Origin of the sequence: Psychromarinibacter sediminicola (assembly GCF_029168335.1) — a bacterium.
In the GTDB taxonomy this organism is placed as follows: domain Bacteria; phylum Pseudomonadota; class Alphaproteobacteria; order Rhodobacterales; family Rhodobacteraceae; genus Psychromarinibacter; species Psychromarinibacter sediminicola.
Genome location: NZ_JARGYC010000029.1, coordinates 1 through 11,204, shown reverse-complemented (window position 1 = coordinate 11,204; position 11,204 = coordinate 1). Strand labels below are relative to the sequence as shown.

General features: G+C 66.2%; 12 protein-coding genes. 2 read left to right on the top strand and 10 right to left on the bottom strand.

Annotation, left to right across the window (positions count from 1 at the left end; translation table 11 throughout):
• Window positions 1–58 precede the first annotated feature (58 nt).
• The 9 genes from P1J78_RS12200 to P1J78_RS12160 form a co-directional block, all read right to left on the bottom strand.
• Window positions 59–409 carry an H-type lectin domain-containing protein gene (locus P1J78_RS12200; RefSeq protein ID WP_275567641.1) on the bottom strand — a complete coding sequence of 117 codons (351 nt, stop codon included), beginning with the start codon at window positions 407–409 and terminating at the stop codon, window positions 59–61.
• A gap of 123 nt (window positions 410–532) precedes the next feature.
• Window positions 533–928 carry a F0F1 ATP synthase subunit epsilon gene (locus tag P1J78_RS12195; RefSeq protein ID WP_275567640.1) on the bottom strand — a complete coding sequence of 132 codons (396 nt, stop codon included), beginning with the start codon at window positions 926–928 and terminating at the stop codon, window positions 533–535.
• Window positions 929–939: 11 nt separating this feature from the next.
• On the bottom strand, window positions 940–2,364 hold the full coding sequence (gene atpD, locus P1J78_RS12190; protein WP_275567639.1) for a F0F1 ATP synthase subunit beta: 1,425 nt from the start codon (window positions 2,362–2,364) through the stop codon (window positions 940–942).
• A 36-nt stretch (window positions 2,365–2,400) separates the two neighbouring features.
• Window positions 2,401–2,613 carry a hypothetical protein gene (locus P1J78_RS12185; protein WP_275567638.1) on the bottom strand — a complete coding sequence of 71 codons (213 nt, stop codon included), beginning with the start codon at window positions 2,611–2,613 and terminating at the stop codon, window positions 2,401–2,403.
• A 1-nt stretch (window position 2,614) separates the two neighbouring features.
• Entirely contained in the window at window positions 2,615–2,959 is a 345-nt protein-coding gene (locus P1J78_RS12180; RefSeq protein ID WP_275567637.1) for a hypothetical protein, read from the bottom strand.
• On the bottom strand, window positions 2,959–3,834 hold the full coding sequence (locus P1J78_RS12175; RefSeq protein ID WP_275567636.1) for a F0F1 ATP synthase subunit gamma: 876 nt from the start codon (window positions 3,832–3,834) through the stop codon (window positions 2,959–2,961). The genes P1J78_RS12180 and P1J78_RS12175 overlap by 1 nt, the downstream gene beginning before the upstream one ends.
• 12 nt (window positions 3,835–3,846) lie before the next feature.
• Complete coding sequence (gene atpA / locus P1J78_RS12170; protein WP_275567635.1) at window positions 3,847–5,385, bottom strand: F0F1 ATP synthase subunit alpha; 1,539 nt, start codon at window positions 5,383–5,385, stop codon at window positions 3,847–3,849.
• A 1-nt stretch (window position 5,386) separates the two neighbouring features.
• Window positions 5,387–5,947 carry a F0F1 ATP synthase subunit delta gene (locus P1J78_RS12165; protein WP_275567634.1) on the bottom strand — a complete coding sequence of 187 codons (561 nt, stop codon included), beginning with the start codon at window positions 5,945–5,947 and terminating at the stop codon, window positions 5,387–5,389.
• A gap of 356 nt (window positions 5,948–6,303) precedes the next feature.
• Window positions 6,304–7,047, bottom strand: coding sequence for a methyltransferase domain-containing protein (locus P1J78_RS12160; RefSeq protein WP_275567633.1), 744 nt, complete (start codon window positions 7,045–7,047; stop codon window positions 6,304–6,306).
• A gap of 64 nt (window positions 7,048–7,111) precedes the next feature.
• Here P1J78_RS12160 and gloB point away from each other — a divergent pair, with 64 nt between their 5' ends.
• Window positions 7,112–7,873: a hydroxyacylglutathione hydrolase gene (gloB, locus tag P1J78_RS12155; protein WP_275567632.1), complete on the top strand. Its 762-nt coding sequence runs from the start codon at window positions 7,112–7,114 to the stop codon at window positions 7,871–7,873.
• Window positions 7,874–8,093: 220 nt separating this feature from the next.
• Window positions 8,094–10,415, top strand: a complete 2,322-nt coding sequence (gene clpA / locus P1J78_RS12150) for an ATP-dependent Clp protease ATP-binding subunit ClpA (RefSeq protein WP_275567631.1) — start codon at window positions 8,094–8,096, stop codon at window positions 10,413–10,415.
• A 148-nt stretch (window positions 10,416–10,563) separates the two neighbouring features.
• Here clpA and P1J78_RS12145 read toward each other — a convergent pair.
• The coding region (locus tag P1J78_RS12145) for an OmpA family protein (RefSeq protein ID WP_275567630.1) at window positions 10,564–11,204 on the bottom strand (641 nt) is incomplete at its 5' end.

Sequence of the window (11,204 nt, the reverse complement as noted above, 5' to 3'; positions counted from 1 at the left end):
GGATGGGTGGTTCCGCCCAACGGGCGGGTTCACCCATCGCGCCGGGTCATCGCGCCCCTCAATACAACTCCCAATCGTCCGCGTGCCGCAGCTCGCCCACCGCCATCCAGTCCGCCCGGACCCGCGCCACCCGGCTGTCGCCCCAGGTCCGGAACACTAGCTCGAACCCGGTCTCGGTGATCTTCTCGGCCGCGATGTCCGCGCGCTGGTTGGTGTTGCCGTCCGTGTCCCACATGGCGATCGACACGTGGACCGCCGGCGGCGCACGGTAGCTTTCGGCGAACTTCACCTTCTTGCGCCGCTGGCGCGCGCCGTCGCCGGACCACATGCGCCCGCCGTTCTCGAAATCCGAGAACATCAGGACGCTGCCCTGATCGACGCCGATATGGTGATTGCGAAGCCGTTTCATTGTCCACTCCCCAGGGACTGGCTAGGCGCTGTTTAAGGCGGAAATACGGACAGGACATGAAAAAGCCCCGGCGGTAAACCACCGGGACCGTTCACTATTCCTGCCGCGCGGCGCGCAGTCGCCTCAGACCATGTCCTCGGCCAGATGCGCCAGGTCGGACAGCGCCTTCGCCGTGGCGTCCTTCTCGTGCGGTTCGGCCGCTTCATGCGCCTTCTCCGCCTCGCGGCGCAGTTCCTCGATGAAGTCCTGCGTCACCTCGCTGCGCGGGATCGCCCGCTCGGCCAGGACCGAGGTCGAGGCGGCGTTGACCTCGGCGAAGCCGCCCGACACGACGAATTCCTGCGTGCCTTCGGCGCCCTCGACATGCAGCACGCCGGGCCGCAGCGTGGTGATGACCGGCATGTGGCCGGGCATCGCCGTCATGTCGCCTTCCATCGCCGGGATGCGGATGGCGCTGGCCTCGTAAGAGGCCAGCATCCGCTCCGGCGAGACAAGGTCGAATTGCATCGTATCGGCCATCTCGCCCTACCTTACGCCGCGTCCGCGGCCATGCGCTCGGCCTTGGCGACCACGTCGTCGATGCCGCCGACCATGTAGAAGGCGCCCTCGGGCAGGTGGTCGTATTCGCCGGCGACCACCGCCTTGAACGACTTGATCGTGTCCTCCAGCGGCACCTGGATGCCGTCCGAGCCGGTGAACACCTTGGCCACATCGAACGGCTGCGACAGGAAGCGCTGGATTTTCCGGGCGCGGGCCACGGTCAGCTTGTCCTCTTCCGACAGCTCGTCCATCCCGAGAATGGCGATGATGTCCTGCAGCGACTTGTAGCGCTGCAGGATCCCCTGCACGTCGCGCGCCACCTGGTAGTGCTCCTCGCCCACGACCGCCGGGTCGAGGATCCGCGAGTTGGAGTCGAGCGGGTCCACCGCCGGGTAGATGCCCAGCTCCGAGATCGCCCGGCTCAGCACCGTGGTGGCATCGAGGTGGGCGAAGGTCGTGGCCGGCGCCGGGTCGGTCAGGTCGTCCGCGGGCACGTAGACGGCCTGGATCGAGGTGATCGAGCCCGCCTTCGTGGAGGTAATCCGCTCCTGCATCTGGCCCATGTCGGTGGCCAGCGTCGGCTGATAGCCCACCGCCGAGGGAATCCGGCCCAGCAGCGCCGACACCTCGGAGCCCGCCTGCGTGAAGCGGAAGATGTTGTCGACGAAGAACAGAACGTCGGTGCCGGACTGGTCGCGGAACTGCTCGGCCAGCGTCAGGCCGGTCAGCGCGACGCGGGCGCGCGCCCCCGGCGGCTCGTTCATCTGGCCGTAGACCAGGGCCACCTGGCTTTCGGGCAGGTTGTCCGGCTTGATGACGCCCGACTCGATCATCTCGTGATACAGGTCGTTGCCCTCGCGGGTCCGTTCGCCGACGCCGGCGAAGACCGAGAAGCCCGAGTGCACCTTGGCGATGTTGTTGATCAGCTCCATGATGAGCACGGTCTTGCCCACCCCGGCGCCGCCGAACAGGCCGATCTTGCCGCCCTTGGAATAGGGCGCCAGCAGGTCCACCACCTTGATGCCGGTGACCAGGATCTCCGACTCGGTCGCCTGCTCCTCGAATTGCGGGGCGGGCTGGTGGATCGGGCGGCGCTCCTCGGCCTTGACCTCGGCGCCCTCGTCCACCGGCGCGCCGATGACGTTCAGGATACGGCCCAGCGTGGCGTTGCCGACCGGAACGGTGATCGGCCCGTCCATGTCGGTCACCTCCTGGCCGCGCACCAGCCCCTCGGTCGCGTCCATCGCGATGCAGCGGACCGTGTTCTCGCCCAGATGCTGCGCGACCTCCAGAACCAGCCGGTTGCCGTGGTTGTCGGTTTCCAGCGCGTTCAGGATTTCGGGCAGGTGATCGTCGAACTGCACGTCGACGACGGCGCCGATGACCTGGGTCACTTTGCCTTTCGCGTTTGCCATTTGGTTATCTCCAGTTCCCAATGCGGCCCAAGATGCTCATTCGTCGAGGATTTCAAGCCGCCGTTCTATTCTCATTAGTCGGGTTTCGAAACGATCAAGCCGCTGATTTGTATTGGCATTCAGGAGCTCAATCGCAGTAAGACGTTCCTTAACATCGGACAAGTCACTCTCGATCCGGGCAAGCTGACCCTGAATTTGGCGCAGCAACGGGACCGTCATGTCCTCAATCGGATGTTCTTCGTCAGCCATTTTACCTCAGCGGGTCATTTGGCATTGCCACGAGAGCCAAAGCATACCCGATCAACTTCGCCGCATTGTCACCCTTTTGACCCAATGCGTCCGGACTAATGCCCAGCTCGCGAAGCTTATCACGGAGGTCGCCCTTTCCCTCATCAAGTTCGCTAAAGGCAGAGGAAATTTCGCCCTTCTTCGCCTCCACAGCATCTGCCAACTTCCGCAAAACCGCTACCAGATCATCGGTTTTCTCATAGGTTCGATCTCTTGCTATGTCGAAACTTACCGAAGACGTACTTGTCGGACGAACTGCACCACCGCTTTGGATCAGATTGACATTTGCACTGACGAACAGATTCATCACAGCGCCTCCGCCCCAGAGATAATTTCGATCAGCTCGTTGGTGATCACGGCCTGGCGCGAGCGGTTGTACTGGATCGTCAGACGGTCGATCATGTCGCCCGCGTTGCGCGTCGCGTTGTCCATCGCGGTCATCCGCGCGCCCTGTTCCGACGCGCCGTTCTCCAGCAGGCCCGCGAAGATCTGCGTCGCCACGCTCTTCGGCAGAAGCTCGGCCAGGATGCCCTCCTCGCTCGGCTCGTACTCGTAGAAGCTCGCGTTTTGCGGCGCGTCGTCCTCGTCGAAGGTCGCCGGGATCACCTGAAGCTCGGTCGGCTCCTGGCTGATCACCGAATGGAACTTCGAGTAGTAGATCTTGCAGACGTCGAACTCCTCGGCGTCGAAGCGGGCCAGCACGTCCTTGGCGACGCCCTGCGCGTCGGCATAGCCGATGCGCTTGACCTCGCTCAGATCCACGTGCCCGACGAACTTGGCCTCGTGGTCCCGCTTCAGCTGTTCGCGGCCCTTCTTGCCGACGGTGAGGATCTTCACCGTCTTCCCGGCTGCTTCCAGCTCGGCGATCTTGCCGCGCACCAGCCGCACGATGGACGAGTTGAAGCCGCCGCACAGCCCCCGCTCGGCCGTCATCACGACCAGAAGCTGCACCTGGTCCGATCCGGTGCCCAGCAGGAGCTTCGGCCCCTGCCCCATTTCCCTGGCCGAGGCCGCCAGCCCCGACATCACCGCGTTGAACCGCTCGGCATAGGGACGCGCGGCTTCCGCGGCATCCTGCGCCCGGCGCAGCTTGGCCGCGGCCACCATCTGCATGGCCTTGGTGATCTTCCGGGTCGACTTGACGGAGTCGATCCGGTTCTTCAGGTCCTTCAGAGACGGCATGCGCCTTCCCCCTTACGCGAAGTCTTTGGCGAATTCCTCGATTGCGGCCTTCAGCTTGTCCGCCGGCTCGCCCTTGATCTTCGGATCCTCGTCCGCGATCCAGTCGAGGATGTCCTTGCGGTTGTTCCGCATGTGGTTCAGCAGCCCGTCCTCGAACGCCTTCACCCGGTCCAGCGGCAGCTTGTCGAGAAAGCCGTTGGTGCCGGCGAAGATGACACAGACGATCTCCGCGTTGGTCAGCGGCGAATACTGCGGCTGCTTCATGATCTCGGTCAGCCGCGCGCCCCGGTTCAGAAGCTGCTGGGTCGAGGCGTCGAGGTCCGAGCCGAACTGCGCAAACGCCGCCATCTCGCGGTACTGCGCGAGGCTCAGCTTCACCGGGCCGGCCACCGACGACATGGCGCTCGTCTGCGCCGACGAGCCCACCCGCGACACCGACAGGCCGGTGTTCACCGCCGGGCGGATGCCCTGGAAGAACAGCTCGGTCTCCAGGAAGATCTGGCCGTCGGTGATCGAGATCACGTTGGTCGGGATGAAGGCCGACACGTCGCCGCCCTGGGTCTCGATGATCGGCAGCGCGGTCAGCGAGCCGGCGCCGTTGTCCTCGTTCAGCTTCGCCGAGCGCTCCAGCAGGCGGGAGTGCAGGTAGAACACGTCGCCCGGATAGGCTTCGCGCCCCGGCGGGCGGCGCAACAGCAGCGACATCTGGCGATAGGCCACGGCCTGTTTCGACAGGTCGTCGTAGACCACCAGCGCGTGACGGCCGTTGTCGCGGTAGAACTCGGCCATCGCGGTGGCGGTGTAGGGCGCCAGGTACTGCATCGGCGCCGGGTCCGACGCGGTGGCGGCCACAACGATCGAGTATTCGATGGCCCCGGTCTCTTCCAGGCGCTTCACCAGCTGCGCGACGGTCGAGCGCTTCTGGCCCACGGCGACATAGACGCAGTAGAGCTTCTTCGACTCGTCGTCGCCGGCGGCGTCGTTATAGGTCTTCTGGTTCAGGATCGTGTCGAGCGCCACGGCGGTCTTGCCGGTCTGACGGTCGCCGATGATCAGCTCGCGCTGGCCGCGGCCGATCGGGATCATCGCGTCGATCGCCTTCAGGCCGGTCGCCATCGGCTCGTGCACCGACTTGCGCGGGATGATGCCCGGGGCCTTCACGTCGGCGACGCGGGTTTCCTTCGTCTCGATCGGCCCCTTGCCGTCGATCGGGTTGCCCAGCGCGTCCACCACGCGGCCCAGCAGCGCGTCGCCCGCGCCGACCGACACGATGTCGTTGGTGCGCTTGACGGTGTCGCCTTCCTTGATGTCGCGGTCCGAGCCGAAGATCACGACGCCGACATTGTCCTGTTCGAGGTTCAGCGCCATCCCCATGATGCCGCCCGGAAACTCGACCATCTCGCCGGCCTGCACGTTGTCCAGGCCGAAGACGCGGGCGATCCCGTCACCGACGGACAGCACGCGGCCGACCTCGGCCACTTCGGCCTCCTGGCCGAAGTTCTTGATCTGGTCCTTCAGGATTGCGGAAATTTCCGCAGCTTGGATCGCCATCTTATCCGACCTCTTTCATTGCATTCTGTAGGTTCGCAAGCTTCGACCGGATCGAGGTATCGATCATCTTCGAGCCCACCTTGACGACAAGACCGCCGATGAGGCTTTCGTCGACGGTCGCATTGATCTTCACGTCCTTGCCCACGGAGCCGGCCAGCGTCTTGGCCAGTTTCTCCGACTGGGTCTTGGTCAGCGCCTTGGCCGAGACGACGTCGGCCGTCACCTCGCCCTTCTCGGCGGCGATGCGCTCGCGCAGGGCGCGCAGCATCTGCGGCACCACGAACAGGCGGCGCTTGCCGGCCATCAGCGCCAGCGTGTTGGTCATCGTGGAAGACAGTTCCATCTTCTTGGCGACCGCGGTGATCGCCCGGCCCTGCGCGTCGCGGCTGTAGACCGGCGAATGGATCAGGTCGCGCAGGTCGGCGCTGTCGGCCAGCGCGGCCTCCAGCGCGTCCACGTCGCTTTCGAGGGTGGAAAGGGAGTTGTCTTCCTTGGCCAGTTCAAAGACGGCCGTGGCGTATCGCGCCGCGATGCCGGTCGAAATCGAAGCTGTTTCGGACACGTCGATCCTTCCGATGTTGTTGGCCCCGGTTCCCCCCCGCGAGGTCTCGCGAGCCAAGGCAGCCCTGTCAGCAGGACCGACGGTCCTGCCCCCAAAATCGGCGTCGGTCTAGCAGAGCCTTTACCGACCCGCAACATTCTTGGGATCGTTTCGCGGCGGCATCAGGCCCTTCAAAATAAGGGCCCGAAAAAGGTGCGACCGAATGCGCCGCATTTCCGCAACACAAACTGCAGGAATAGTGAAAGCCGGGGCAATCGAATCCGTCGCCGCGGTGCAGCGATGTTTGCGCAAACAGCCGGAAACCCGCCGATCCCGGCCGCGCGCCCCGGTCCCCGGCCGGCGTCCGGCCGCGCCGCTCACACCGGTTTCGGCTCCGGCTGGGTCAGCCCCTCCAGCACCCGCAGGGGCTTGCGCACCCGCTCCTTCAGCCCGTTGGTCGGCGCCTTCACCCGCTTCGTCGCCTCCACGATCAGCACTCCGCCGGCGAACCGCATCGACAGCCGCCGCCCGGTCCGCTCCCAGAACCCGCCGGTCTTCAGCCAGAACCGCTTGTCCGAGGGCGGCTGGAACAGCGCCGCCGCGTGGCGCGTCACCTCGAAGCCGTGCCGCTCCAGCTGCGTCTCCAGCTGCGTCTGCGAATAGGGCCGCCCGAAGCCGAACGGCGTGATGTCGCGCCGCGCCCACAGCCCCGCCCGGTTCGGCACGATGAACAGCGCCCGGCCCCCCGGCACCAGCACCCTCTGGGATTCGTCCATGAGCCGCGACGGGTTCTCGCTCGTCTCCAGCCCGTGCAGCAGGATCAGCTTGTCCGCCAGCCCGGTCTGCAGCGGCCACAGCGTCTCTTCGCACAGCACCGACAGGTTCGGCTGCGCGTTGGGCCAGGGCATCACCCCCTGCTGGCCGGGCATCAGCGCGATCACCCGCTCGGCCTCCGGCAGGAACGGCCTGAGCAGCGGCACGGCAAAGCCGAACCCCACCACCGTCTCGTTCTTCGCGGCGGGCCACAGATACGCCACCTGCTCGCGGATCGCCCGCTGCGCCGCGCGCCCCAGCCCGGTGCGGTAGTAGAAATTCCGAAGGTCCAGAACGTCCAGATGCATTGCGGCCCGGTCCATCATCGGCAAGGGTCGGGGCAAAGCATGACCTACGTCCGGAGGAAACGCCATGCCCCTCGACATCGTCACCGTCCCCTGCCTGAGCGACAATTATGCGTATCTCGTCAAAGGTCCAGACGGCGTCTGCGTCATCGACGCGCCCGAGGCCGGCCCGATCATCGCCGCGCTGGACGAGCGCGGCTGGACCCCCGGCGTGATCATGATCACCCACCACCACCACGACCATGTCGGCGGCGTCGACGCGCTCAAGGCGAAATACGGCTGCAAGGTGATGGGGCCGAAAGCCGAAGAGGCCAAGCTCCCGCCGCTCGACATGGCGCTGGAAGAGGGCATGAACGGCGGCGCGGGCGACGGCTATACCGTGCCGCTCCACGTCCCCGGCCACACGCTGGGCCACATGGCCTTTCACTTCCCCGAGGCGAAGGCCGTGTTCTCTGCCGACAGCCTGATGGCGCTGGGCTGCGGCCGGGTGTTCGAGGGCACGCCCGAGATGATGTGGCAGACCATGCAGAAGTTCCTCGCCCTGCCCGACGACACCCGGGTCTATTCCGGCCACGAATACACCGCCAACAACGCCCGCTTCGCGCTGACCGTCGAACCCGACAACGACGCCCTCAAGGCCCGCGCCGCCGAGATCGAGGAGACGCGCGCCCGCGGCGCGCCCACGGTGCCCTCGACCATCGGCGAGGAAAAGGCGACGAACCCCTTCCTCAGAGCCCACTTGCAGACGGTCAAGGACGGCCTAAATATGGGGCATGCTTCCGACGCCGACGTCTTTGCCGAGATCCGCCGACGCAAGGACAGCTTCTGAGCCACCGGCTCCGAGCGACTGGCGCCGGACAGCGCATGCCCAAGCGGCAACACCCGTTGCCCATCTGCCCAGAAAGCGGTCGATCAACAAAAAATGTGACCGGCCGTGAGAAGAAAACCCTTGAAGCGCTAGCAGGGACAACCGAACCTTAAGCGTATGAGGTCACGGTGGGGTCGGGGCCTTCGCGGCCCTCTCCGCCACAGCGAAGGAGCACGATCAGGTGCCGTCATTTTCGAACACCCTCGAGCAGGCAATCCACTCCGCCCTGGCGCTGGCCAATGCCCGCCGCCATGAACTGGCGACGCTGGAGCATCTGCTGCTGGCCTTGGTCGACGAACCCGACGCCGCCAAGGTCATGCAGGCCTGCAGCGTCGATCTCGACGCGCTGCGCAAGACCCTTGTGGAATTCATCGACGACGATCTGTCGACCCTTGTGACGGATGTCGACGGGTCCGAGGCCGTGCCGACCGCGGCCTTCCAGCGCGTGATCCAGCGCGCGGCGATCCACGTGCAGTCGTCCGGCCGCACGGAGGTCACCGGCGCCAACGTCCTCGTCGCCATCTTCGCCGAGCGCGAATCGAACGCGGCCTATTTCCTGCAGGAGCAGGACATGACCCGCTACGACGCGGTCAACTTCATCGCCCACGGCGTGGCGAAGGATCCGTCCTTTGGCGAATCGCGCCCCGTCCAGGGCGCCCAGGAGGTCGAGGAAGAGGCCCAGACGCAGGACGACGACCAGAAAGGCGAAAGCGCCCTGGCGAAATACTGCGTGGATCTGAACGCCAAGTCGAAGAAGGGCGATGTCGACCCGCTGATCGGCCGCGCCCAGGAGGTCGAGCGCTGCATCCAGGTGCTCTGCCGCCGGCGCAAGAACAACCCGCTCCTGGTGGGCGATCCCGGCGTCGGCAAGACCGCCATCGCCGAGGGCCTCGCGCACAAGATCGTCGGGGGCGACACGCCCGACGTGCTTAAGGGCGCCACGATCTACTCGCTCGACATGGGCGCGCTGCTCGCGGGCACCCGCTATCGCGGCGATTTCGAGGAACGGCTGAAGGCCGTCGTCGCCGAGCTGGAGGATCACCCCGACGCGATCCTGTTCATCGACGAGATTCACACCGTCATCGGTGCCGGCGCCACCTCGGGCGGCGCGATGGACGCCTCGAACCTGCTGAAGCCCGCGCTGCAGGGCGGCAAGCTGCGCTGCATGGGCTCGACGACCTACAAGGAGTTCCGCCAGCACTTCGAGAAGGACCGCGCGCTGTCGCGCCGGTTCCAGAAGATCGACGTGACCGAGCCGACGGTCGACGACGCGGTGAAGATCCTCAAGGGCCTGAAGCCCTATTTCGAGAAGCACCACGAGATCAAGTATACCTCGGACGCGATCAAGACGGCGGTCGAGCTTTCGGCGCGCTACATCCACGACCGCAAGCTGCCCGACAAGGCCATCGACGTCATCGACGAGGCCGGCGCGGCGCAGCACCTGGTCGCGGATTCGAAACGCCGCAAGACCATCGGCGCCAAGGAGATCGAGGCCGTGGTCGCCAAGATCGCCCGCATCCCGCCGAAGAACGTCTCCAAGGACGATGCCGAGGTGCTGAAGGATCTCGAAGGCACGCTGAAGCGCGTGGTCTTCGGCCAGGATCCGGCGATCGAGGCGCTGTCCTCGGCGATCAAGCTGTCCCGCGCCGGCCTGCGCGAGCCGGAAAAGCCGATCGGCAACTACCTGTTCGCCGGCCCCACCGGCGTCGGCAAGACCGAGGTCGCGCGCCAGCTGGCGGATTCGCTGGGCGTCGAGCTTCTGCGCTTCGACATGTCGGAATACATGGAGAAGCACGCCGTCTCGCGCCTGATCGGCGCGCCCCCGGGCTACGTGGGCTTCGACCAGGGCGGTCTTCTGACCGACGGCGTCGACCAGCACCCGCATTGCGTGCTCCTGCTCGACGAGATCGAGAAGGCGCATCCGGATGTCTACAACATCCTGTTGCAGGTGATGGACCACGGCAAGCTGACCGACCATAACGGCCGGACGGTGGATTTCCGCAACGTCGTGCTGATCATGACCACCAACGCGGGCGCCGCCGAGCAGGCCAAGGAAGCCATCGGCTTCGGCCGCGACCGGCGCGAGGGCGAGGATACCGCCGCGATCGAGCGGATGTTCACGCCGGAATTCCGCAACCGCCTGGACGCGGTCATCTCCTTCGGCGCGCTGCCGAAAGAGGTCATCCTGCAGGTGGTCGAGAAGTTCGTCCTGCAGCTGGAAGCCCAGCTCATGGATCGCGGCGTGACCATCGAACTCACCAAGCCCGCGGCCGAATGGCTGGCCGAGAAGGGCTACGACGACAAGATGGGCGCCCGCCCGCTGGGCCGCGTGATCCAGGAGAACATCAAGAAGCCGCTGGCCGAGGAACTTCTGTTCGGCAAGCTGGCCAAGGGCGGCGTGGTCAAGGTCGGTGTCAAGGACGGCGAGATCGACCTGCGCATCGAAGAGACCAAGCCGCCGCGGCTGCAGTCCAAGAAGCCGCCGCTCCTGACGGCCGACTGACCCGGCACAGATGCTCTAACGAAAGGCCCCGCCCCAGCGGGGCCTTTTCCTTTCGCGGCCACGCGCAAACGCATGCCCATCCCGCGCCCCCACGGGACGGCGGGCGGGGCGACGCTGCCCACCGGGCAGCGAGCGCCCGCCCGCCGGCCTACTTCTCCGTCAGCTTCAACTCGATCCGCCGGTTCTGGGCCCGCGCCTCCGGCGTGTCGCCCTCCGCGATCGGCTGCCACTGCCCGAACCCCGTCGCCGCCAGCCGCTCGGGCGGGAAGCCTAGCTCGTCGATCATGAACCGCACCACCGACAGCGCCCGCGCCTGGCTGAGCTCCCAGTTGTCCTCCCAGCGCCCGCCCCGGATCGGCGCGCTGTCGGTATGCCCGTCCACCCGCAGCACCCAGTCGATATTCTCCGGAATCTGGTCCGACACGTCGCGCAGGATCGACACCACCCGCGCGATCTGGTCGCGGCCGGGATCGGACAGCTCCGCCTCGCCCACCTCGAACAAGACCTCGGAGGAGAACACGAAGCGGTCGCCCTCGATCCGCACGCCCTCGCGCCCCTCCAGAAGCTGCACGAGCTGCCCGAAGAATTCCGACCGGTAGCGCTCCAGCTCCTGCTGCCGCTCCTCCAGCTCCTCGCGCAAAGCCGCCTCGGCATCCGCCCGCGCCTTCTCCGCCTCGGCGCGCAGCCGCTCCTGCTGCGCCGCCCGCGCCAGCGCCGCGTTCAGCTGCTGGCCCAGCGCCTGGATCTGCACCTCCGCCGCCGCGTCCTCCTCCGCGGCGACATCCAGCA

What these genes read in the sequence shown, in the direction of transcription:
- gloB (WP_275567632.1), top strand. Translation starts at nt 7,112, where the DNA reads ATGCCCCTCGACATCGTCACCGTCCCCTGCCTGAGCGACAATTATGCG.
- P1J78_RS12175 (WP_275567636.1), bottom strand. Translation starts at nt 3,834, where the DNA reads ATGCCGTCTCTGAAGGACCTGAAGAACCGGATCGACTCCGTCAAGTCG.
- atpA (WP_275567635.1), bottom strand. Translation starts at nt 5,385, where the DNA reads ATGGCGATCCAAGCTGCGGAAATTTCCGCAATCCTGAAGGACCAGATC.
- P1J78_RS12180 (WP_275567637.1), bottom strand. Translation starts at nt 2,959, where the DNA reads ATGAATCTGTTCGTCAGTGCAAATGTCAATCTGATCCAAAGCGGTGGT.
- P1J78_RS12185 (WP_275567638.1), bottom strand. Translation starts at nt 2,613, where the DNA reads ATGGCTGACGAAGAACATCCGATTGAGGACATGACGGTCCCGTTGCTG.
- P1J78_RS12200 (WP_275567641.1), bottom strand. Translation starts at nt 409, where the DNA reads ATGAAACGGCTTCGCAATCACCATATCGGCGTCGATCAGGGCAGCGTC.
- P1J78_RS12160 (WP_275567633.1), bottom strand. Translation starts at nt 7,047, where the DNA reads ATGCATCTGGACGTTCTGGACCTTCGGAATTTCTACTACCGCACCGGG.
- atpD (WP_275567639.1), bottom strand. Translation starts at nt 2,364, where the DNA reads ATGGCAAACGCGAAAGGCAAAGTGACCCAGGTCATCGGCGCCGTCGTC.
- P1J78_RS12195 (WP_275567640.1), bottom strand. Translation starts at nt 928, where the DNA reads ATGGCCGATACGATGCAATTCGACCTTGTCTCGCCGGAGCGGATGCTG.